Annotated in this window: 21 protein-coding genes; 17 read left to right on the top strand and 4 right to left on the bottom strand. The window is 39.0% G+C overall.

Annotated features, from left to right (window positions below; translation table 11 throughout):
- Positions 1 to 63 precede the first annotated feature (63 nt).
- From FFR60_RS20200 to FFR60_RS20190, 3 genes are all read left to right on the top strand, one after another.
- Positions 64 to 531, top strand: a complete 468-nt coding sequence (locus tag FFR60_RS20200) for a GtrA family protein (protein WP_137665567.1) — start codon at positions 64 to 66, stop codon at positions 529 to 531.
- Between the two features lie 72 nt (positions 532 to 603).
- Positions 604 to 1,212 carry a superoxide dismutase gene (locus FFR60_RS20195; RefSeq protein ID WP_137665566.1) on the top strand — a complete coding sequence of 203 codons (609 nt, stop codon included), beginning with the start codon at positions 604 to 606 and terminating at the stop codon, positions 1,210 to 1,212.
- Positions 1,213 to 1,462: 250 nt separating this feature from the next.
- The gene (locus tag FFR60_RS20190) at positions 1,463 to 2,689 is read left to right on the top strand and encodes an LCP family glycopolymer transferase (RefSeq protein ID WP_137665565.1); all 1,227 of its coding nucleotides are present in this window, start codon (positions 1,463 to 1,465) and stop codon (positions 2,687 to 2,689) included.
- A 35-nt stretch (positions 2,690 to 2,724) separates the two neighbouring features.
- On the opposite strand, the gene rlmD is transcribed toward FFR60_RS20190, so the two are convergent.
- On the bottom strand, positions 2,725 to 4,098 hold the full coding sequence (rlmD, locus tag FFR60_RS20185; protein WP_137665564.1) for a 23S rRNA (uracil(1939)-C(5))-methyltransferase RlmD: 1,374 nt from the start codon (positions 4,096 to 4,098) through the stop codon (positions 2,725 to 2,727).
- A 167-nt stretch (positions 4,099 to 4,265) separates the two neighbouring features.
- Between rlmD and recX the strand changes: the two genes are divergently transcribed.
- The 3 genes from recX (at position 4,266) to ntdP (ending at position 6,839) form a co-directional block, all read left to right on the top strand.
- Entirely contained in the window at positions 4,266 to 5,063 is a 798-nt protein-coding gene (gene recX, locus FFR60_RS20180) for a recombination regulator RecX (RefSeq protein WP_137665590.1), read from the top strand.
- Complete coding sequence (gene mutY / locus FFR60_RS20175; RefSeq protein ID WP_137665563.1) at positions 5,056 to 6,207, top strand: A/G-specific adenine glycosylase; 1,152 nt, start codon at positions 5,056 to 5,058, stop codon at positions 6,205 to 6,207. The genes recX and mutY overlap by 8 nt, the downstream gene beginning before the upstream one ends.
- Positions 6,208 to 6,305: 98 nt before the next feature.
- Positions 6,306 to 6,839: a nucleoside tri-diphosphate phosphatase gene (gene ntdP, locus FFR60_RS20170; RefSeq protein WP_010740416.1), complete on the top strand. Its 534-nt coding sequence runs from the start codon at positions 6,306 to 6,308 to the stop codon at positions 6,837 to 6,839.
- A gap of 99 nt (positions 6,840 to 6,938) precedes the next feature.
- Here ntdP and FFR60_RS20165 read toward each other — a convergent pair whose 3' ends face one another.
- Positions 6,939 to 7,373 (bottom strand): GNAT family N-acetyltransferase, encoded by a 435-nt coding sequence (locus tag FFR60_RS20165; protein WP_137665562.1) that lies wholly within the window; start codon positions 7,371 to 7,373, stop codon positions 6,939 to 6,941.
- Between the two features lie 76 nt (positions 7,374 to 7,449).
- On the opposite strand from FFR60_RS20165, the gene FFR60_RS20160 reads away from it, so the two are divergent.
- The 4 genes from FFR60_RS20160 (at position 7,450) to FFR60_RS20145 (ending at position 13,673) form a co-directional block, all read left to right on the top strand.
- On the top strand, positions 7,450 to 8,574 hold the full coding sequence (locus FFR60_RS20160; RefSeq protein ID WP_088932993.1) for an AI-2E family transporter: 1,125 nt from the start codon (positions 7,450 to 7,452) through the stop codon (positions 8,572 to 8,574).
- Positions 8,575 to 8,686: 112 nt separating this feature from the next.
- Entirely contained in the window at positions 8,687 to 10,063 is a 1,377-nt protein-coding gene (locus FFR60_RS20155; RefSeq protein WP_088932992.1) for a hemolysin family protein, read from the top strand.
- A 231-nt stretch (positions 10,064 to 10,294) separates the two neighbouring features.
- Positions 10,295 to 11,872 carry a peptide chain release factor 3 gene (locus FFR60_RS20150; protein WP_088932991.1) on the top strand — a complete coding sequence of 526 codons (1,578 nt, stop codon included), beginning with the start codon at positions 10,295 to 10,297 and terminating at the stop codon, positions 11,870 to 11,872.
- A 22-nt stretch (positions 11,873 to 11,894) separates the two neighbouring features.
- Positions 11,895 to 13,673, top strand: a complete 1,779-nt coding sequence (locus FFR60_RS20145; RefSeq protein WP_137665561.1) for a hypothetical protein — start codon at positions 11,895 to 11,897, stop codon at positions 13,671 to 13,673.
- Between the two features lie 21 nt (positions 13,674 to 13,694).
- Here FFR60_RS20145 and FFR60_RS20140 read toward each other — a convergent pair whose 3' ends face one another.
- Both FFR60_RS20140 and FFR60_RS20135 read right to left on the bottom strand, forming a co-directional pair.
- Positions 13,695 to 13,991, bottom strand: a complete 297-nt coding sequence (locus FFR60_RS20140; RefSeq protein ID WP_088932989.1) for a DUF1827 family protein — start codon at positions 13,989 to 13,991, stop codon at positions 13,695 to 13,697.
- A gap of 151 nt (positions 13,992 to 14,142) precedes the next feature.
- A complete protein-coding gene (locus tag FFR60_RS20135; protein WP_137665560.1) occupies positions 14,143 to 16,365 on the bottom strand; it encodes an ATP-dependent Clp protease ATP-binding subunit in 2,223 nt (740 codons plus the stop codon).
- A gap of 438 nt (positions 16,366 to 16,803) precedes the next feature.
- Here FFR60_RS20135 and FFR60_RS20130 point away from each other — a divergent pair, with 438 nt between their 5' ends.
- From FFR60_RS20130 to FFR60_RS20100, 7 genes are all read left to right on the top strand, one after another.
- Positions 16,804 to 17,070, top strand: coding sequence for a phosphocarrier protein HPr (locus FFR60_RS20130; protein ID WP_010745997.1), 267 nt, complete (start codon positions 16,804 to 16,806; stop codon positions 17,068 to 17,070).
- Positions 17,070 to 18,797 carry a phosphoenolpyruvate--protein phosphotransferase gene (ptsP, locus tag FFR60_RS20125; protein WP_137665559.1) on the top strand — a complete coding sequence of 576 codons (1,728 nt, stop codon included), beginning with the start codon at positions 17,070 to 17,072 and terminating at the stop codon, positions 18,795 to 18,797. The genes FFR60_RS20130 and ptsP overlap by 1 nt, the downstream gene beginning before the upstream one ends.
- A 165-nt stretch (positions 18,798 to 18,962) precedes the next feature.
- Positions 18,963 to 20,006 carry an LTA glycolipid anchor biosynthesis glycosyltransferase, IagA/BgsA family gene (locus FFR60_RS20120; protein ID WP_137665558.1) on the top strand — a complete coding sequence of 348 codons (1,044 nt, stop codon included), beginning with the start codon at positions 18,963 to 18,965 and terminating at the stop codon, positions 20,004 to 20,006.
- A 15-nt stretch (positions 20,007 to 20,021) separates the two neighbouring features.
- Positions 20,022 to 21,260: a glycosyltransferase family 4 protein gene (locus FFR60_RS20115; RefSeq protein WP_137665557.1), complete on the top strand. Its 1,239-nt coding sequence runs from the start codon at positions 20,022 to 20,024 to the stop codon at positions 21,258 to 21,260.
- A 48-nt stretch (positions 21,261 to 21,308) separates the two neighbouring features.
- A complete protein-coding gene (locus tag FFR60_RS20110) occupies positions 21,309 to 22,190 on the top strand; it encodes an NAD(P)-dependent oxidoreductase (RefSeq protein ID WP_283205016.1) in 882 nt (293 codons plus the stop codon).
- 104 nt (positions 22,191 to 22,294) lie between these two features.
- On the top strand, positions 22,295 to 22,525 hold the full coding sequence (locus tag FFR60_RS20105) for a YkuJ family protein (protein ID WP_010740403.1): 231 nt from the start codon (positions 22,295 to 22,297) through the stop codon (positions 22,523 to 22,525).
- 160 nt (positions 22,526 to 22,685) lie between these two features.
- A complete protein-coding gene (locus tag FFR60_RS20100) occupies positions 22,686 to 23,849 on the top strand; it encodes an SAM-dependent methyltransferase (protein WP_137665555.1) in 1,164 nt (387 codons plus the stop codon).
- Positions 23,850 to 23,952: the final 103 nt, after the last annotated feature.

Raw genomic sequence — 23,952 nt, 5'->3', positions numbered from 1 at the left:
TTGACTATTAATTTCAGCTTCGCTATCTTAATTTAGAAGAGAAGAATAGGAAAGAGAGCAATCATGAAAATCTATCAGTCGTTTAGAAATTATTTGGAAGAAAAAAAACTATGGGAAGTTTTTATCTATCTATTTTTCGGCGGATTAGCCACCGTTGTAAATATTGTTACATTTACTTTAGCGTATCAGGCTTTTCATTTGAGTTGGCCGGTCTCTAATGCTATTTCATGGATTTGTTCCGTATTATTTGCTTTTGTGACGAACAAATTATGGGTATTTCAATCAAAAACAGAAGGCTTTCAGGCTTTGGCTTGGGAATTTGGTAAGTTCATCTTTTACCGTGTGCTTTCTTTTGGAATGGATATGGCTTGTATGTACGTATTTATCGACATGCTGCACACGGGCAATCTGATCGCCAAAATAATCACGCAAGTTGTAGTCGTAGTCGCGAATTATGTTTTCAGTAAAGTCTTTATCTTCAAGAAGGTTGAGATCATCGAAGACGAGAAAACGAATTCTTCGCCACGATAGGCATATACTTTGAAGATAGTTGCATTGTTTGTTACAGTTAGGTTGTAAGATATTTTAAGGAGGAATTTGAACATGGCTTATACTTTACCAGATCTACCTTATGGCTACGACGCGTTGGAGCCTTATATCGATGTTGAAACGATGCACTTGCATCATGACAAGCACCACAACACTTATGTAACCAATTTAAATGCTGCGATTGAAAAATATCCAGAATTAGCGGAACAATCAGTCGAAGAACTCGTGACAAACTTAAATGAAGTTCCTGAAGATATTCGTACAGCAGTGCGAAACAATGGGGGCGGACATGCAAACCACAGCTTCTTCTGGAAGATTATGGCACCAAATGCTGGCGGAGCACCAACTGGCGCAATCAAAGAGGCAATTGACGAAGCATTCGGCAGCTTTGAAAAAATGAAGGAAGAATTCAAAACAGCTGCAACTGGTCGTTTTGGTTCTGGCTGGGCTTGGTTAGTATTGAACAACGGCAAATTAGAAATTACTTCAACGGCAAACCAAGATAACCCATTGACTGACGGCAAAACACCAATCATTGGTTTAGATGTTTGGGAACATGCTTATTACTTGAAGTATAAAAATGTACGTCCTGACTACATCGCTGCATTCTGGGATGTTGTAAATTGGGATCAAGCAAACGAAAATTTAGCAGCTGCTAAATAATCAAATAAAAAGTTACAGAAAGAAAGATTGGCTTGGCTAATCTTTCTTTTTTTGTGATCATTTTTGCTTAAGTTTTGTGTCCTTCCAAAAATCTTCATATTTTTATGGTATAAATCAAATTTAAAGGGCGAATAAGCAATTAATACTTTTTAAATTTCTGTTATATAAAATTAATTATTTTTAGCTGTGGTTGAACAGCGGCCCGATTTATGAGAAAATGAAACGTAAAAATCGTTGATAGAGGTGTGCTATGAGCCGTTGGAAGAAAGTTGTCGTAGGATTATTGGTCCTACTGAATTTATTTATAGGTGGGATTACCTACTACGCCGTCCAAGTGACAAATGATGCCAGTAGGATGGTTGATAATATTCGCCAAACCGTTAAGCGGACGAGTTTGAAGCGGGGAAGCGGCGAAAAACCGAACATCGACAATGCGGAGCCATTTTCAATCCTGCTTGCGGGAATTGATACTGGAGATCTTGGACGTTCAGACCAAGGCCGTTCGGATAGTATGATGGTAGTGACCATCAATCCGAAGCAAAAAAAATCAACGATTGTCAGTCTCGACCGAGATATTTTAACTAAGATCGTCGGCTACGGTACGAATGATAAATTGAATCACGCCTATGCTTTTGGCGGTGTAGAAATGTCGATGGATACTATCGAAACGCTATTAGATATTCCTTTAGACCATTACGTATCGATAAATATGCGTGGATTGAAGGACTTGATCGATGCAGTTGGCGGGATCGAAGTGAATAATAAAATTGAATTTACGTTAGACGGCATTCATGTAGAAAAAGGCAAACAGACTTTAAATGGTGAAAAAGGTCTTGCCTATGCTCGGATGCGTTATGAAGATCCAGAGGGCGATGTAGGACGGCAAAGACGTCAGCGTGAAGTAGTGACCAAGATTTTACGCAAAGCAATGTCCATCAATGGTGTCGGTAATTATAAGAAGATTTTAAAAGCAGTAGAAAAAAATATGAAGACCGATTTGACCTGGGACGATATGATGGATATTGGTACGAATTATTTACCTGCTTTCGACACGATTAAGCAAAAGCAGCTAGTCGGAAAGAGTCAAATGATTGACGAAATCTACTATCAGATTTTAGGAACGACTGAATTATTGGATGTTCAAAATACTTTGAAGAAACAGTTAGGAAAACCAACTGCTGAAACCTTGCCGAATCTTAAAGAAGAGGATGCAGATAGTTTATACTATGATGATTCCGATGGAAAAGCCAGCGAAGACTCAAGCCAGTTTGCGCCGGGCTATGACGATCCGAATAATTATGATGACAGCGGCGGCTATGGAAGTTCCAGCAGCGGCTATCAGCAATACGACGATACAACCCAGAACGATCAGGGCTACACTGACTCCGGATATACTGATCCCAATCAAGTCGATCAAGGATACGGTGGAGCCACAGATCCCGATGCAGCATACGGACAACCAGCAGCCGGATATTAAAATAAGAGGCATGACCAATTTCGGTCACGCCTCTTTTACTTTCTAATTAGCTTTACAACGACTTCACAGCGGGCAGTTTGCGGAAACATATCCACCGATTGTAAATATTCGACATGATAGATTTTAGAAAGACTTACGAGATCACGAGCCAGCGTCGAAACATTACAAGAAATATAGACCATTTCAGGACTAGGGGATTCTTGGATCGCCTTTAGTAGTTGATTGTCCAAACCGGTCCGCGGCGGATCAACGACGATCGCATCAGGTGCAAATCCGTCTTTCAACCATTTCGGTAATAAGCTTTCGGCTGTTCCCACTTCATAATGCGTATTCGTCAGATTCATAGCTTCAGCATTTTTCTTGGCATCATCAATCGCTTGCGGAATAATATCCATGCCTCGGACTTCTTTAGCTTTTTTAGCCAGAGATAATCCAATCGTTCCTACACCGCAGTAAGCGTCCACGACGGTTTTAGGCGTCGATAAATCCAAAGCGTTGATTGCTTCTTGATAAAGAACTTTGGTTTGCTGCGGGTTCAACTGGAAGAAAGCTCGCGGTGAAAGCTCAAAGCTGACTTCATTGATCTTTTCGTTGATGACTTCTTTGCCCCAAAGATGAATCGTTTCATCCCCCATAACGGCCGAAGTTTTTTTGTCCTGCACATTTTGCATAATAGAAACAACTTCCGGCAAACGATTCGTGATTTCCCGGATCAAAGCATTTCCTTGTGGCAGCTTTTTCGTTTTGGTGATGAAAACTAGTTGTACTTCACCTGTTTCAATGCCAATCCGAACCATTAAGGTCCGCATGATTCCAGCATTTGAACGCTCATCATAAATCGGCATCTCGTATTTTGTTAATAATTGTACGACAGTATTAATGACTTTTTGCGTTGTCGGTTCCTGAACTAAGCAGTCTGTGATTGGTACTAATTGGTGGGACTCCGCTTGATAAAGTCCGGCTTCAACTTGCTGGGTTTTTTTATTTTTGCGCAATTGGAATTGAGCTTTGTTTCGATAGTGCCAAGGCTCCCCCATTCCAAGCGTGTCACGCAATTCAAATGTTTGATAACCAGCTGGTTTGTATTTTTCCAATGCTTGCCGTAGTAAATCTTTCTTGAAGTCTAACTGTTTGCTGTAGACTAGATGTTGAAGCTGGCATCCGCCGCATTCTTCATAAACAGGACAAGGCGGCGTGATTCGATCAGGACTTTTTTTCGTAATTTTAACTAAGCTGGCTTCAGCAAAACGCGGGGTTGCTTTGGTGATTCGGGCAACAACCGTTTCATTTGGCAAAGCACCAGTCACAAAAATGATCAGGCGTTTATAATAAGCGATTCCTTCACCATTGATGCCTAATCGTTTTATTTTCAATGTCAATGTCTGGTTTAATTTAAGTTGAACAGCCATATTCAGCCTCTTTCTTAAAAGTATTTTTCAATTATTCAGCGCAGTTCATTTTAGCATATTTTTATCGATTGGTTGATTATCTATGATAGAATTAATTTTTGCTAGGGTGTAATGGTGAGCGTAGTGTATGTAAATAAAAGCATTTATTCGAATAGGAGGAGTAAATGATGTTAACAGTAGTGAAAGTCAGTCAAGGTCGAGGACCTTTTTATAAAGTCGAATTTTCTAATGGCGAGAAATTGCGGTTATCCGAGGATACTGTTGTCCGTCATCGGTTGTTAAAAGGGCAAGAACTGGATGAAAAAACATTAGATGAAATCAAGCAAGAAAGCAAAGAGGATATGGGTTTTCAATTAGCGTTGAACTATTTAAGCTATCAATTGCGAACAGAAAAAGAGATCCGAACTTATCTAAAAGACAATGAGATCGAAAGTGTAGATCGGCATAAAATTGTTGAACGATTAAAAGAATTGAATTTGGTGAATGATCTGGTTTATGGTGAAAGCTATATTCGCACTCAAATGCGTTTAGGCGATAAGGGACCGCGTGTGCTTCAGCAAAAGCTAAAACAAAAAGGCTTGCAGGACAACGATATTCAGCAGGCACTCTATCTGTATGAAGCCGACGAGCAATTTAATGTTGCTTTACATACAGCAAAAAAGGCGTTGAGGAAATTTCATCATAGCAGTCAGCGAGAAGTCCAGCAAAAACTACAGCAGCTGCTTATGACGAAGGGATTCAACAGTGATATCAGCAAAATTGTGTTAGCCGAGATTGATTTTTCGGAAATCGAGGAGCAAGAAAATGATGCATTAGATTTACAAGGCGAAAAGCTGTGGCGCAAGAATCAGCGCTTTGAACCAGCGAAACGTCGTCAAAAAGTAAAACAAAGTTTGTATCAAAAAGGCTTCCAGTTAGATCAGATCGATGCTTTTATCCGCGGAAAAGAGGAAGCAGATGAGTAAGGGCTGGGAAAGCTGGACAGAACAAGATGTAGCAAATTTTCAAACGGAGTTTCTAACGTGGTATCAACAGGAAAAACGCAATCTTCCTTGGCGCTACAATCATGATCCCTATCGGATTTGGATTTCGGAGATCATGCTGCAGCAAACACGCGTCGATACGGTAATTGACTATTTTTATCGTTTCATGGAACAATTTCCAACGATCCAAGACTTGGCAAACGCACCAGAAGATAAATTGCTGAAGGTTTGGGAAGGCTTAGGTTATTATTCTCGGGCACGCAATCTGCAAGCTGCCGCAAAACAAATCATGGAAGAGTTTGGCGGTCAATTTCCGACCACCGTTGAAGAGATTCGTTCGTTAAAAGGCATCGGACCATATACGGCTGGTGCGATCAGCAGTATCGCTTTTGAGATTCCCGAGCCAGCGATCGATGGGAATGTGATGCGTGTAGTCAGCCGGCTGTTTTGTATTGAGGCCGATATCGCCAAAGCGAGCAGCCGCAATATTTTTGATGAGGCAATGCGCAAAATCATTAGCCAGGATCAGCCGGGAGATTTCAATCAAGCGATGATGGATTTAGGCTCTAGCATTTGTACGCCGACTAGTCCGCAGTGTGAGCTTTGTCCGATCCAAAATTATTGTCAAGCGTATCGTAAAAATCGTCAAACGGCTTTTCCTATTAAATCAAAAAAACAGAAACCTAAAGATGTTTACTATGTGGCAGGAATTATCGAAAATAGACAACAAGAAATTTTTCTGCAGCAACGTCCGGAAACCGGGTTATTAGCAAACATGTGGCTGTTTCCCTTGGAAGAAATCAGCCCATCGCGTTTTAAAGAGCTGCAGGAGCAATACGATCCGAATGATTGGGATCTATTTTCCAGCACATTAGTTGCGGAGGATAGTCCAGATTTCTTCCCAGAGCAAGAAATCGTATGGCAGAAAAAAGTATTAGGTGAAGTCAAACATGTCTTTAGTCATTTGCGGTGGCATATTTTAGTTTTTTATGGAAGAAGCGCCGAAATGTTAACACTTGATGGACAATGGGTGAAACCAAAAGATTTTCCTCAATATGTTTTTCCAAAACCACAGCAAAAAATGTTGGAAGTTTTTGAAAATAATTTAGCTGACGACAAAGATTAGTAGGCAATCTTTCATTTTATTGCTATAATAATTCTGATGTCGGTGTGATAACACCCAAACAAATGCGGAAATTATCTTTCGCTGAGGGAAGGGTAGCTATGGGAGTTCCAAAAGAAGGAGAGTTTGTGACTATCAAAAGTTACAAACACGACGGCAGTTTGCATCGAACGTGGCGTGATACCATGGTATTAAAAACAAGTGAGTGTTCACTGATCGGCTTGAATGACCACACATTGGTCACAGAATCAGACGGCAGAAGATGGGTCACTCGCGAACCAGCGATCGTTTATTTTCATCAAAAATACTGGTTCAACATAATAGCAATGATTCGAGAGAAGGGAGTTTCTTATTATTGTAATCTAGCATCACCTTATGTATTAGATGACGAGGCACTGAAGTACATTGATTATGATTTAGATGTCAAAGTTTTTCCTGATGGCGAGAAGCGTCTTTTAGACGTAGATGAATACGAAGCCCATAGTCAGCAGATGCATTATTCTAAAGAAATTGATTATATCCTCAAGGAAAACGTCAAGATCTTAGTGGACTGGATTAACAATGAAAAGGGGCCTTTTTCCCAAGGCTATATTGATATTTGGTATGATCGTTATAAGCAATTGTCGCGGAAGTAGAAAGAAAAGGCTGTACCAATTAATTTTGGTATAGCCTTTTTTGCGAGTTTTAATATGAATTGAAAAATAGATCTGCACGAACTTGTCAGTGAACGATTTCTACAATTCTTTTTTCATATGCACATGATCGATTCCAGCATCTTTAAAAATTTCACCATATGCCGTATAGCCTAACTTTTGATAGAATTTTTCTGCGGTTAGTTGTGCGCCTAGTTCGATCGTTTCAAAGCCTTGCTGTTTTGCAAAGGTTTCTGCTTCGGCGATGATCTTAGCTCCAAGGTTGTTTCCGCGATAGTCTTTCAAAACTGCCATTCGCTGTAATTTGAACGTTTGATCGTTTAGCGGTAACAGCCGTACTGTTGCCGCCGGCTTTTTGTCATCCGTATAAAGGACGAAATGAACAGAATAGGCCTCGTTTTCATCGATTTCCAGCGCGGCAGGTATACCTTGTTCTTGGACAAACACTTTTTGCCGGATGCGGACAGCGTCGAGATAAATATCGCTCATCGTATCCTTAGTGATTAAAATTTTCATAATGACACCTTCCTCGAGGGGATTTTTCTCCACATGATGTATACTATAAACTAAATCTAGAAAAAGGAGTAGATGGATGTTTGAGAAAATAAAAAATTCAAAATTAATGTTTTGGTCGGTAGAACTATTGATCATTGCCACCTTGATTTTGGTTTCATCAAAAATTGATTTTGTCTTTCAACCAATCGGGACATTTTTTACCACATTATTTGCGCCGATTTTAATCGCCGGCTTTTTGTATTATTTATTAAATCCATTAGTAAATCTTTTGATGAAGCTGGGTGTGAAACGCTTAGTAGCGATCGCGTTGATATTTATTCTACTGATTGGAATGATCGTCTTGATCTTTATGAGCGTTATTCCCAATTTAGTGGAGCAACTAGTTTCGTTGGCCAAAAATATACCTGGTTTTATCAATAATATGCAAAACTGGCTCCAAGAAGCTGCTAATAATGCGACGCGTTTCCCGCTCTTTAAGGAACTGGATGTTGATAAATATATCAGCAATCTGGATGTTTCAGCAGGGAGCATCATTCAACAATCACTGACAGGCGTGACGAATGGTTTAGGATCAATCATCAGTAAGGTTACTACAGTGGTTCTATTATTGGTGACAGTACCATTCATTCTATTTTATATGCTGAAGGATGGAGAAAAGCTTGTTCCAAATATTGAACGTCTTTTTCCTGAAAAACAACGTGTAAATATTAAGGGACTTCTGCATCAGCTTAATAAAACGCTGTCTGATTATATCAGCGGACAAGCAATCGAATGTTTATTTGTCGGTACCTTTACCTTTTTAGGTTATTTGCTGATCGGTGTTGATTACGCCTTTTTATTCGGTGTGATTGCCGGCTTGACGAACTTGATTCCCTACTTAGGACCATATCTAGGGTTGGCACCCGCGTTGGTTTATACTTTTTTTGATTCACCAACGAGAGCACTACTTTGTATTTTAGTCGTCTTAATCGTGCAGCAGGTCGATGGGAATGTGATCTATCCAAATGTTATTGGAAAAACATTGAACATCCACCCCTTGACGATCATCTTGATCTTGTTAGTAGCTGCAAATCTTTCCGGCATCTTAGGAGTCTTTCTGGGCGTTCCAGTTTATGCTATTTTACGAACAGTCGTTGTTTTTATCGTAAAAATAGTAAAACAGAGCAAACAAGAAGAACGCGAACACGAGTTTTTGAACTAGCTGTCGGCTCTCAGTTCGGAAAAGATTGCATTAAAACAAGCGATGTGATACGATTTTATCGTGGCCTTTGTGCCACTTTTTTTACACTTAAAAATAAGGAGCGAATGCAATTATGAATGCTGACCCCGATAGTCAGTCGTTAATTTTACAACTAGGTTTATTAGTAATTTTAACGTTAATCAACGGATTTTTGGCTGCGGCTGAAATTGCGGTGGTGTCGGTCAATAAAAACCGGGTAGAACAAAAAGCAGAGGAAGGAAATCCCAAATCCAAGAAATTATTGCAGATCATTCACGATCCAAATAATTTTTTATCAACGATCCAAGTAGGGATTACCTTAGTCAATATCTTGTCAGGGGCATCTTTGGCAGATGGCTTGTCTGCACGTTTAGCACCAGTTTTAGGCGGAAGTGCGGTGGCTAGAACACTGGCTACTGTGATTGTCATGATATTATTGACCTATGTTTCGATTGTATTTGGTGAATTATATCCCAAACGAATTGCTATGACCAAGACCGAAGAAGTAGCTCAGTTCACTTCTGGTGTTGTTCGTAAACTAGGAATAATTACAAAACCGTTCGTTTGGTTATTAACGGCTTCGACAAACTTATTGGCAAAGATTACGCCGATGACGTTTGATGATGAAGATACGAAAATGACCCGTGACGAAATGCGTTATATGTTAGAAACTGAAGGCGTTTTGGACAATGATGAGATTGAAATGCTGCAGGGTGTCTTTTCATTAGATACTAAGGTAGCACGTGAAGTGATGGTTCCGCGGACCGATTCCTTCATGATTGATATCAATGATCCAGTGATGGAAAACATCGATGATATTTTAAACGAAAGCTATTCAAGAATTCCCGTTTACGATGAAGATAAAGATAAAGTCGTTGGTGTCTTGCATACGAAGGCATTATTAAAATCCGCACGCCAATTTGGATTTGAAAATGTTGAATTACGAAAAATTTTGCAGGAACCATTATTCGTACCAGAAACGATCTTCATTGATGACTTGCTTTATGAATTGAAGAAAACTCAAAACCAAATGTCGATTTTACTCGATGAGTACGGCGGAATGGTTGGATTAGTGACCTTAGAGGATCTATTAGAGGAAATCGTTGGTGAAATCGACGACGAATCTGACGAAGTTGAGAAGCTTTATGAAAAAGTCGGTGACAATGAATACTTGATCAACGGAAAAATGCTGATTGATGAGTTTAATGAAGAATTTGATTTAAACTTACACATGAGTGATGTTGATACGATGGCAGGCTACTTAATCACTGCATTAGGAACGATTCCTGATGCAGGAGAAAAGCTTTCCTTTGACGTGGATGATTTAACCTTGATTTCTGAAGAAATGGAAGGATCGCGTGTCTTAACATTACGTGCGATTTTTCATCCAGAAGAACACGAAAATGTCGAACCAGAAGAAGAACGTCGGTTGTTCACCAAAGATTTTGATGACAACGAACCACGCCGATAATATTATTTATGTAGAAAACATTCTGCCACGCAGAGTGTTTTCTTTTTGCCAGTTTTTCTTCACACTTTAGCATAATTAGAAAAACAGTATGCCAATGAAAACCTAACTCTGATTTTTTACGAAAAACTAAACAAATGTCAGAGCGATTCAACTTTCCATCAGAGTAAAATCCATGCTATACTGATTGGGTTGAAATTTGAAAGATACTAGATATATGAATGGAGCAATAGAATGAACAATCCTAATTTAAAACAACAAGTGGACAGCCGTCGAACCTTCGCAATCATTTCCCATCCGGATGCTGGTAAAACGACGATCACTGAACAATTACTATTATTTGGTGGAGCGATTCGTCAAGCAGGAACCGTTAAAGGAAAAAAGACTGGGAACTTTGCAAAATCTGACTGGATGGATATTGAAAAGCAGCGGGGAATTTCGGTAACGAGTTCTGTAATGCAGTTTGATTTTGATGGAAAACGTGTCAATATTTTGGATACACCTGGGCATGAAGATTTCTCAGAGGATACTTACCGGACACTGATGGCAGTGGATAGTGCCGTGATGGTAATCGATAGCGCAAAGGGTATCGAAGCACAAACTAAAAAACTTTTCCAAGTTGTTAAACGTCGAGGCATTCCAATCTTTACGTTTATTAATAAGTTAGACCGTGACGGCCGTGAACCTTTAGAACTGCTAGAAGAGCTGGAGGAACTATTGGATATTGAATCTTATCCGATGAATTGGCCAATTGGTATGGGAAAAGGACTAGAAGGAATCTATGATATTCATCGGAATCGAATCGAGTTCTATCGACCTGAACAATATGAAGGTGAACGGTTTGTTGAATTAACCGATGGCGAGATTACTGGTGACCATCCACTAAAAGAAAAATCAATCTATGAAGATGTTTTAAGTGAAGTTGAGTTGGTTCGTGAAGCTGGCGATCAATTTGATCTTGAAAAAATCGAACGCGGCGATCAAACGCCAGTATTCTTCGGATCGGCGTTGACAAACTTTGGTGTCGAAACATTTTTAGAAACATTTGTTGATCTGGCACCAAAACCCCATGCACATAAAACTGAAGAAGGCGAAGCTATTTCTCCTTATGAAGAAGAATTTTCCGGTTTTGTTTTCAAAATCCAAGCGAATATGAATCCAAACCATCGCGACCGGATCGCATTTGTCCGTGTGTGTTCAGGAACCTTTGAACGGGGAATGGATATCACACTAGGTCGGACCGGCAAGAAGATGAAACTAAGCAATGTGACACAATTCATGGCGGATGCTCGTGAAAATGTCGAAGAAGCAGTTGCAGGCGATATCATTGGCGTCTACGATACAGGAAATTATCAAATCGGAGATACTATCTATGAAGGAAAATTGAAGGTTGCTTATGAAGAATTGCCTTCATTTACACCTGAACTCTTTATGAAAGTAACCGCGAAAAATGTGATGAAACAAAAATCCTTCCATAAAGGAATCTATCAATTAGTTCAAGAAGGCGCGATCCAGTTGTATAAGACCTATTTAACCGAGGATTACATCATTGGAGCGGTTGGTCAGCTGCAATTTGAAGTTTTCCAACACCGGATGTTAAACGAATACAATGCCGAAGTCGTAATGACACCGATGGGTAACAAGATCGCTCGCTGGATCGATCCAGAACAATTAGATGAACGGATGAGTTCAAGCCGGAATATTTTAGCTAAAGACCGCTTCGATCAACCATTGTTCTTATTTGAAAACCAATTTGCAATGCGTTGGTTCGCAGACAAGTATCCAGATGTTGAACTGAAGAGCTTGATGTAGAAAGCGAAGAAAGGGACCTTTGATGCAGAAAGTAAAAAGCGGCACAAAAATCATTTTAACAAAACTCAAACAACCGAGCAGTTTGATTCTATTAGTTGTTTTGATTAGTTTAACAATGTTTCGCTTAGGATTGAGTGCCAAAGCTCCCTATTTTATCAATTTATTCGCCGGTTACGATGATCAGCTGTTTATTCATTATAGCGAAGAAATCCTCAAAGGAAATTGGCTAGGAAGCTACTCAACAAAAGCGTTATCCAAGGGAATTTCTTATTCTCTTTTTATGGTATGGGCCAATAAGCTTCATCTATCTTATGGTGTATTTTTGGGCTTATTCAATATACTAGCTAGTTCGACTGCTGCGCTTGCTTTACGACCATTAGTTAACAACCGTTGGATTTTAACTTTTATCTACGCATTCTTTTTGTATTCACCGGTCACTTTAACTAGTGAATACAGTACCCGAATCTATCGAAACACATTAGTTGTTCCGGCAGTATTATTGGTGGTGGCTTGTCTCGTAGGCTTGTATTTTAGACGAAATGGGAAATTACGATCGTTTATCTTGTGGAGTGTTGGGCTATCGCTGATTTTTCCTTTTTATTGGTATATACGTGAAGATTCATTATGGTTATTGCCATTATTGATGGTGGGCTTGCTGATTATCGCTGGATCAGTTGTTTTTGAAAATGTTCCGAATTTTAGAGTAAAAAACTTTCGTGCTTCGCTTAAAAAATTCTATTTTACTAAGAAGCAGCTGGCTAAGTTGATGTTGTGCTTTTTGCCTTTTATCCTGCTTTTTTCAACAACTAAGGTTTTGAAGAATATCAATCAAGAGCATTATGGAATCGCACTAGTTAATGATCGAACTGGTGGTGCTTTTGGAAACGTGTCGAAGCATTTAATTCGAATGGATGATGGTACAAAGCTGAATGAAACCAACAGTAAAGTTTGGGTTTCGAGAAAAGCATTGGAGAAAGCCGAAGCGGTATCCCCAACGTTGAAGTCAATCGCGAAAAATATCGATTGGATTTATAACGGAAGTCCATGGAGCGGCGGTGAGGACATTGCTGGAGATATTATTTTTTGGGCGTTGCGAGATGCCGCAGCACAAGCTGGTTATTACAAGGATGGGGAGAAGACCGAAAATTATTGGCATAAAGTCGACTCAGAATTATCGGAGGCCTACAAAAAGGGTCAATTGAAGCAGAAAAAAGAAATCTATCTGACAGCTACCGGTGATGGGAAATTAAGAAAAGACCTGCCGTTAGTAGGAGAATTTATGACAAGCGGTTTTTCCTATAACGTTTTTTATAAGGATTATGGTCAGGGCATGGATGCAACACTTGGTCCGAAAGAGGATGTGGCAAAGGCAGAAGAATTACTGAATTATTCATTTTCGGAAAATTGGCAAGACGTCAATGCTCCTCGGACTGAGCCGAATAAGGTCACCAAATCTGCAGAAATCTCCAATCGTATTATCCAATTGTATCGTGATACAACGCCGATTTGGCTAGTATTGTGTGTGTTAGGCTTTTTGATTATTGTAGTGGGAAGTCTTTTTTCAAAGGTGCAGCTGAAAATCTTTCGCGGAATGCTGTTGATAACTTTGGGGCTAATGCTATCGTATTTGATTTTTTTAATTGGTGTCTCTTGGTTTTGTTCATGGGCGCCTGAACGAAAAGAATTGTTTATGATGACCTATACAGGTGCGGGAGTACCAGTGATTCAGTGGATTGAAGCGCTAGCCTTTGTTGGCATTATTCAATTACCGATCATCGCTAAAAAGATAAATAAAAAATAGTTGAAGCTTTTATGGCTTCAACTATTTTTTTGTTATCGACATTTCAATCAGTCCAGGAGATTCTAAATAAGAAATGTTGGTAAAATCGTAAGTTTTTTCATCTAATTTTCGTTTAAAGTATTTATGTACAAACTCAACTTCCGATGGCTGAATGTTTCGATTGTCATTTTTTAAAACAATCTCCGCATGTTTATAAGCATCGGTATATATCACAGTAGTATTTCCAATCGTATAGACCTTTATCATATTTGCATCAGTGTTCTCCAACTGATTATAGACCATTTGAGAATGGCTGTTCGTTACATTGATAAGTTTCATCCCGAAACACCTTCTTCCTAACCTTACTTCATAGTGTAATTATATAAGAAATATTAAGAAAAAAGAAGGAGGATGCTCACTTTAATTAGAATATTTGAATAAATTGGTAAAAGAAAAGGATCCTCGTTGGCAACGAGAATCCTAAAAACTATTAACTCTTATCTTCTTTTGCTAAGCGTTCAGGCTTTGATGTGATGACGATATGATCTTCTTTGTCGAGTTTTGCCTTAAGGTCAGTAATTGTTGGGTGATCTAAATAGAATTCAGCAATTCCATCTTCGATATTTTCTTGAATTGTCCGACGGAGTGGGCGAGCCCCCATTGCAGGATCATAACCTAGATCAACCAATTTTTCTTTGACGTTATCTGGAACATCGATGTGGAGTTTTTGTGAAGCTAACATTTCGTTAACATCATCCAACATCAATGAAACGATATTCATCAAGTTTTCTTTTGATAATGGACTGAATTCGACGATACCATCGAAACGGTTCAAGAATTCTGGTGCAAAGAAATCTTTTAATTGACCTAAGACAGAACGAGTGACACCTTCTCTTGCAGCACCAAAACCAACATTAGCTTCGATCTTACCAGTACCAGCATTGCTGGTCATAATGATAATTGTATCCTTGAAGCTTACCGTTCGGCCCTGTGAGTCAGTCAAACGACCATCATCAAGAATTTGCAAGAACATGTGCAGCACATCAGGATGAGCCTTTTCAATTTCATCCAGCAAGATTAGGCTGTATGGATGACGACGTACTTGTTCAGTCAATTGACCAGCTTCTTCGTAGCCGACATAGCCGGGAGGAGAACCAATCAATTTAGAGACACTGTGTTTTTCCATATATTCACTCATATCGAAACGAATCATAGATTCACTGGAACCGAATAATTCTTCCGCTAATTGACGAGCCAATTCCGTTTTACCAACACCAGTAGGCCCGACAAATAAGAAAGAACCGATTGGGCGATTTTTCTTATTTAGACCAACACGGTTACGACGAATGGCTTTTGCTACTTTGTCGACTGCTTCATCTTGTCCAATAACATGTTGTTTTAAATCAACAGCAAGATTTTTCAATTGTGTTTGTTCTTTTTCCTTCAATTCACCAACGGGGATACCCGTGCGTTTTTCAGCGATTTTCTCCATGTCTTTTTCAGTAATAACTGGTGTTTCTTCATCGGTTAATTGACGTTCTTTCATTTTTTGCAGTTTGTTGATTTGATCACGGTAGTAAGCCGCTTTTTCAAAGTCTTCTTCCTGCGAAGCCTGTGATTTTTGCTGTTCAGCTTCTGCTAACTTTTTATCGATCGTTTTTGGATCAACGATTTGAATCGTTAAGTTTTTCTTTGAACCTGTTTCATCTAACAAGTCGATCGCTTTGTCAGGTAAGAAGCGATCTTGGATATAACGATTTGATAGTTCAGCAGCAGCTTTGATCGCATCATCCGTATATTTTACATGATGGTAATCTTCATAACGCGGTTGTAAACCTTTCAAGATTTCAATCGTCTCTTGAACAGAAGGTTCTTCAACACGTACAGGTTGCATCCGACGTTCTAATGCAGCGTCCTTTTCAATGATTCGGTATTCATTTAAGGTTGTAGCTCCGACCATCTGCAATTCGCCACGAGCTAATGCAGGTTTCAAGATATTGCCAGCGTCCATGTTGCCATCTCCGGCAGCACCAGCACCCACGATTTCATGCACCTCATCAATGAAAAGGATGATATTTTCTGCCTGACGAATTTCTTCAATCAGCTTTTGCATCCGTTCTTCAAATTGACCACGGATTCCAGTGCCTTGAACAAGGGAAGCGACATCTAAACGAATTACTTCTTTGTCCATTAATTTTTGCGGAACATCGCCATCAACGATTTTTTGAGCCAATCCTTCTACAACTGCCGTTTTACCGACACCCGGTTCACCGATTAGGACTGGATTATTTTTTGTACGGCGATTTAGAATTTCAATGACACGTTGAATTTCATCGTCTCGCCCAACGACCGGATCAATGTTACCTTCACGAGCTAGTCCAGTGATATTGATACCATATTCATCTAGTAACCCGCCTCCGCCGTTTCCGCGAGGGGGTTGATTGTTGATACCGTTACCACCGCCGAATTGTGTCGGTGGTGTTTGATCTGCAGCTCCTTGTCGTTGTTGCATTTGTTGTGACATTGAGCGGAACAAATCATCTAAACTTCCAAAACCAAAAGGATCATTTCCTGCCATTTGCGGCGCACCTCCAGCTTGATTCTTCAATTTTTGATAGCAACTCTGGCAATAATCTAATTGCTTTCGTTGACCATTGACATTTGCATATAAATGAATGGTTGCTTCATTTTCATGACAATTTTGGCAAAGCATCTTTTTCACCCTTTCAATAGTTAATTGTTTCTTCCATTGTACATCGAGTAAGCGAATCTCGTAAAAGGATACGCTGATCAGTTGTTTGACTATCACTGACCTTAAGAATAATTATAGCGAGAATTTTTATAAAAGCAAACAGTTTGTCTCAAACTTTAGCAATCTAATAACGAGAGTGCTAAAAGAAACATGAACTTGCTTTTTTACAACACAGTATTGTTATGGAAAAAAAATGAAAACACGATAAATCAATAACTAAGTCCAGCAAACAAGATATTTTAAGAAAGGGCATACATTCTGTTAGGATAAATCGACTAAAATTGTTGTATCTACCGCAAAAAAATGGTAATCTAAGAAAATGAAGGGTCCAAAATGATGGATGTTATCATTAAAGCCCTAACATAAAAAAACATTTTTTTATAAAGGAGAACGGTCAATATGGAAAAAAAAGATTTTCACGTAGTAGCAGAAACAGGGATTCATGCACGTCCCGCAACTTTATTAGTGCAAGCTGCAAGCAAATTTAACTCTGATATTAACTTAGAGTATAAAGGAAAATCAGTTAACCTTAAATCAATCATGGGCGTTATGTCTCTAGGTGTTGGCCAAGGGTCTGATGTTGTTATCTCTGCTGAAGGTGCTGACGAAAAAGAAGCAATGGAAGCTATTGTAGAAACAATGAAAAAGGAAGGATTATCTGAATAATGGTTGAACTACTAAAAGGTATTGCCGCAAGTGACGGAGTTGCCGTTGCGAAAGCTTATCTGCTAGTACAACCGGATTTATCTTTCAAACAAAATAATGTAGAAGATACTGCTGCCGAAGAAAAGCGTTTAGACGACGCTTTGGCGGCTTCTTCTGCTGAATTAGAAAAAATTCGGGATAAAGCAGCTAAAAGCTTAGGTGAAGAAGAAGCACAAGTTTTTGATGCTCATTTGATGGTTCTTTCAGATCCAGAAATGATTGGTCAAATCAAACAACATATTCAAGATAATAAAGTGAACGCGGAAAGCTCACTTAAAGAAGTTACAGATATGTACATCGGCATGTTCGAGGCAATGGATGATAACGCTTATATGCAAGAACGTGCAGCAGATATCCGTGACGTTACAAAACGTGTAATGGCTCATCTATTAGGTGTATCGTTACCAGATCCTTCTATGATTGACGAAGAAGTTGTCGTTGTGGCACATGACTTGACTCCAAGTGATACTGCACAATTAGACAAAAACTTTGTAAAAGCCTTTGTTACTGATATTGGCGGACGTACGTCTCACTCAGCAATCATGGCTCGTTCATTAGAAATTCCAGCGATTGTTGGCACGAAGGAAATCACTTCTAAAACTAAAGAAGGCGATGTTCTTGCAGTTAACGGTATCACTGGTGAAACAATTGTAAATCCAACTGATGAACAAGCGGCTGAATACAAAAAAGCTGGCGATGCATATGCTACGCAAAAAGCAGAATGGGAAAAATTAAAAGATGCTGAAACAGTGACTGCTGATGGCAAGCACTTTGAATTAGCAGCAAATATTGGTACACCGAAAGATCTTGAAGGTGTTCATAATAATGGTGCTGAAGCAATTGGTTTATATCGGACTGAATTCTTATACATGGATTCTTCAGATTTTCCAACAGAAGATGATCAGTTTGAAGCTTATAAAGCTGTCTTAGAAGGTATGGACGGCAAACCAGTCGTTGTTCGTACAATGGATATTGGTGGAGATAAAGAATTACCTTACTTAACTTTACCTCACGAAATGAATCCATTCTTGGGCTATCGTGCATTGCGTATTAGTTTGTCTGAATTAGGCGATGGTATGTTCCGTACACAATTACGTGCCTTGTTGCGCGCTTCTGTTCACGGTAACTTACGTATCATGTTCCCAATGGTTGCGACACTAAAAGAATTCCGTGCAGCGAAGAAAATGTTCAACGAAGAAAAAGAAAAACTTGTTAAAGAAGGCGTGAAAGTTTCTGATACGATCCAAGTTGGAATCATGATCGAAATCCCTGCTGCAGCTGTTCTAGCTGACAAGTTTGCTAAAGAAGTTGACTTCTTCAGTATTGGAACAAATGACTTGATTCAATACACTATGGCGGCTGACCGTATGAACGAACGTGTTTCTTACTTATACCAACCATATAACCCGTCAATCTTGCGTTTGATCAAAAACGTGATTGATGCAGCACACGCTGAAGGTAAATGGGCTGGTATGTGTGGCGAAATGGCTGGCGATCAAACAGCAGTTCCATTGTTAATGGGTATGGGATTAGATGAGTTCTCTATGAGTGCGACATCTGTTCTTAGAACCCGCAGCTTGATGAAGCGTCTAACAACGACTGATATGGCTGAACTAGCTGAAAAAGCGTTGAAAGAATGCGATACAATGGAAGAAGTAGAAGAGTTAGTTAAAGAATACGTAAAATAGATTTTAACTTTTTGACCGTTGTCTTTTAGGCAACGGTTTTTTTTTGTTATAAAATACGATTCTCTAGTAACTGAAAATGATGCAGACTGTTTAAAATCAGACTAGAGGTTGAGATAAAGTTCGAATGCTTATGATATAATTGATTTGTTTTTAAGGAGGCTGCATATGAAAATATTACTTTACTTTGAAGGTCAGAATGTTATTGGTAAATCTGGGATAGGTCGTGCTTTAAGTCATCAAAAGAGAGCCCTAGCTTCAATGGGAATAGAATACACACTTGACCCAAAGGCTACAGATTATGATATATTACATATTAATACTTATGGGCCGAAGAGTCTTCAACTAATCAGAAAAGCGAAAAGACTTGGAAAGAAAATTGTTTTTCATGCGCATTCGACGGAAGAAGATTTTCGTAATTCATTTGTTGGTTCGAATCAGCTGGCGCCTTTATTTAAAAAATGGTTGGTTGCTTTATATCGACAGGCAGATCATTTGATTACACCGACCCCTTATTCAAAAAAATTGCTGAGAAGCTATGGATTGGAACAACCAATCGCTGCGATCTCAAATGGAATCGATTTAAAAAGATATTATCCGGATGAGCGTAAAGAAGCGGCTTTCCGAAAACATTTCAATTTGACCGAAGATCAGAAAGTCGTCATTTGCGTTGGATTGTTTTTTGAACGTAAAGGAATCCTTGATTTTGTAAAAATTGCAGAAGGGATGCCTGAATATACCTTTATTTGGTTTGGGGATGTGCCGATGCTCTCAATTCCGGCGAATATTCGACGGATTGTAAAAAAAGATCATCCTGAAAATGTTCTTTTTCCGGGATACATTAACGGCGATTTAATTGAAGGAGCCTATTCTGGAGCAGATCTATTCTTTTTCCCATCCTATGAGGAAACCGAGGGGATCGTTGTATTAGAAGCTTTAGCAAGCCAACAACAGGTACTGTTAAGAAATATCCCTGTATACGAAGGCTGGTTGAGTGATGGTGAAAACTGTTATATGGGAACCAATAATCAAGAGTTTGAAGAATTGATTCATCAATTAGTGAATCATCGGTTACCTAATCTATCCATGGCAGGTTTTAGGACTGCCCAAGAAAAGAGCATCACGCAAATTGGTGCTGAATTAAAATCTGTTTATCAAGCAGTTTTAGAACTGCCTTATGATCATCAGGTTTATGCAAAGGTCACGAAATAGTTTGGAGGAGTAGTCGTGCGTATCGGTTTTTTTACAGATACTTATTTCCCTCAGGTCAGTGGGGTAGCAACATCAATCAGAACATTGAAAAATGAACTCGAGAAGCAAGGTCATGAAGTCTATATTTTTACGACGACTGATCCAGATGCTGAGGAGTTTGAAAAAGATATCGTACGAATGCCCAGCGTTCCTTTTGTATCCTTCAAGGATCGTCGTATCGTAGTGCGGGGGATTTGGTTTGCTTATCAAGTGGCAAAGGAATTGGAATTGGAGATCATTCATACGCATACAGAGTTTGGCGCCGGATTTTTAGGTAAGATGGTAGCGAACCGTTTGCGCATTCCGGTTGTTCATACATACCATACGATGTATGAGGATTATCTTCACTATATTGCTAATGGTAAAGTTGTCAGACCTACTCATGTAAAACATTTCATTAAAATGTTTGTAAATCACTCTACAGGAGTAGTGTGTCCAAGTAAACGGGTAGTTGATACGTTGAAACGTTATGAAGTAGACATTCCGATGCGAATTATTCCAACTGGGATTGATGTAACACGTTTTGTTCGTCCGGATATCACAAAGGAAGATACTGATCGATTGAGAGATGAGCTAGGCATACAGAAAGATGATTTGATGATTCTATCATTGAGTCGAATTTCATATGAGAAGAATATCCATGTCATCGTACAGCAATTTCCAGAAATTCTTATGAGTTATCCCAATGCGCGATTAGTAATTGTAGGAAAAGGTCCTTATCGTGAGAATCTGGAAGAAATGACAAATGAATTAGGTATTAAGGATTACGTTCAGTTTACGGGAGAAGTTTCTCATGAAGAAGTTGCATATTATTATCACGCGGCGGATTATTTTGTCAGCGCCTCGACCTCAGAAACGCAAGGCCTGACTTATGCCGAGGCGATTGCTTCTGGTACGCAATGTGTCGTTGAAGGAAATGATTATTTGACCCAATTACTAAGTGACGAGTCTTTAGGGATAACCTTTGAGCATGATGAAGATTTTAGTGATAGCTTCATCCGTTATGCTCAACAACAAATCCCAATCGATCCTGAAGTGCAGGATAATAAATTAATTGAAATTTCGGCGGAGCGCTTTGGCAATGAAATTCTAAAATTCTATCAAGAAATGATTGTTTATTATGCTGAAAATCACACGGAAGTGAAATCTCCTGTTCGAACAGTTCAAAAAATGCGGGTAAGAATTAATTCGCTTAGAAATAGCGAGGATAAATAAAGCTGAAATCCATCTCTTCATGTATACTGGAGATGGATTATTTTTATTTTGGAGGTTAATAGCATGAAAATAGGATTTATCGGAACTGGTGTGATGGGCAGATCCATCGTCAAACATTTTTTAAATGCACGTCATGAAGTTGCAGTTTATAATCGCACGAAAAGCAAGACAGACGAACTAGTAGCAAATGGGGCTGCTTGGCAACCAACGCCAGCAGAAGTGGCAAATGCCAGTGAAATTATTTTTTCAATGGTTGGATATCCAAGTGATGTCGAAGAAATTTATTATGGAACGAACAGCATTTTTTCAGCGGATGTCGCAGGAAAGATTTTAGTCGATTTGACGACTTCTACACCAACGTTAGCAGAAAAAATTTATCAAACAGCTAAAGAAAAAGGTGCGGAATCGCTGGATGCCCCAGTTTCTGGCGGTGATTTAGGAGCTCAAAATGGAACGTTAACCATTATGGTAGGCGGCGATCAGTCGACTTTTGATCAAGTTGTATCGTTATTTGAGATCATGGGGAAAAGCTACTCCCTTCAAGGTGGACCTGGAGCTGGGCAGCATACTAAAATGGCCAATCAAATCATGATTGCGGGAACAATGACCGGGATGACTGAGATGCTGGTCTATGCGAAGGCGGCCAACTTAGATGTGCCAAAAGTTTTAGAGACACTAGGTGGCGGAGCAGCACAAAATTGGTCAATGACAAATTATGCACCTCGTATTTTAAAATCAGATTACTCGCCAGGCTTTTTCGTTAAGCATTTTATTAAGGATCTGAAAATCGCTTTAGATGAGGCAGAAAAAATGCAGCTTGACCTGCCTGCAACAAAGTTGGCGACGGAGCTTTATGAACGGTTAACCGATCAAGGGTTTGAAAATGATGGCACTCAAGCTTTGATTAAATTATGGTGGTCAGAATCTTAAGTTAGATTTAGTAAAAAAATCATAAATTAATTGATGAAAATCAATGCAAGATACGGTCGGATTTGATACAATAAGACAGAATTGAGAAGAAGGGGGGCACCTAGATGAAACATTCACAATTAGTTGCCATTATTAAACGCTTAGAAGCAATGACTGAATCGACTGATAATGAAGTACAATTGCGTCGTTTTGAAAAAGAGGGCGTAGAGAAGTGTACTGTAACTTATGATAATACGACAGAAACATTTGAACTGACTGAAAGCGACAGCAAACAATCTTATCAATTTGACAACATCGACATTGTTGCGATGGAAATTTATGATTTGATTCAATAAAACGGGGAAACCCGTTTTTTTTGTATTCTTTTTTGTCAGGGTTTTCATATAATTTTTGATTATAATTTTATGAGGAATTCCTATTTTTTTCGCCAACTCAGGGCAAATCTTTTGAACTTATTAAGCTTTAGTCAGAAGATATCATGAGGGAGGCAATAATATGTTAGACAAAGAAGTATACAATCAATTATTTAAACCATCTTTTTCTCAAAGAACACAAGTAACTTTCTGGGATGGATCTACGAAGGAGTATGGAAATTCTGAAGGAGAAGTTATCTTCAAAATTATTTTCAATGAGAAGATTCCGGTGAAAGAACTTATCAATAATGCTTCATTGGCTCTTGGAGAAGCGTACATGGAAAAGAAAATCGAGATCGAGGGCAATTTACAGGCTTTGATCTACGATGTATATAACCAAGCAAACGGTTTTTTCCATAATACGAATTTCAAAAAATGGATGCCGAAGGAGAAACATACAAAAAAACAATCGGCTCATGATATTCACAGCCATTATGATTTAGGAAATGATTTTTATGAAATGTGGTTGGACCGTACATTAACATATTCGTGCGCTTATTTTGAGACTCCAGAAGACACTTTAGAACAAGCGCAAATCAATAAAGTACATCACATCCTTGATAAATTATTTATTCAACCAGATGAAACATTATTAGATATCGGTTGTGGTTGGGGAACATTAATTTTAACTGCGGCAAAAGAATATAAGGTTAAAGCCAAAGGAATCACATTAAGTGAAGAACAATACCAACACATTCAAGAAATTATCAAGAAGGAAAATTTAGAGGATGTAGTTTCTGTCGAATTGATGGATTATCGTGATCTAAAAGGAACATTCGATCACATTACAAGTGTCGGTATGTTTGAACACGTCGGTGCTGAAAATCTAAAAGAGTATTTTAGTGTTGTTGAAAAACATTTAGCGCCTAATGGAACTGCTTTGATTCACGGTATCAGTCGTCAACAAGGCGGTGCGAAAAATGCTTGGATCAATCAATACATTTTCCCAGGCGGCTACATTCCAGGTGTGACAGAATTAGTCGGTCATATAACGGAGAATAATTTGCAGTTAATTGATCTTGAAAGCTTACGTCGTGATTATCAACTAACTCTTGAACATTGGACGAAGAATTTCCATCAAGTAGCAGATAAGGTTATCAATCAAAAGGATGAAGCATTTTATCGAATGTGGGATCTATACTTGCAGGCATGTGCAGCTTCGTTTCAGGCCAGCAACATCGATGTCATTCAATATTTACTGGTTCATCCAAATAATAATGTCATTCCGATGCATCGGAATGTTTAAGAAGCGGGATTTCCGCTTCTTTTTTTTTTATGGGCCTAGATGCCCAGTTTCGGACGTATTTTGTCCGAAACAAATAAACTACCCGCTATGCGGGTAAGAGACA

The sequence above is a fragment of the Enterococcus hulanensis genome (assembly GCF_005405485.1).
In the GTDB taxonomy this organism is placed as follows: domain Bacteria; phylum Bacillota; class Bacilli; order Lactobacillales; family Enterococcaceae; genus Enterococcus_A; species Enterococcus_A hulanensis.
This window is presented reverse-complemented; position numbering and strand designations above follow the sequence as displayed.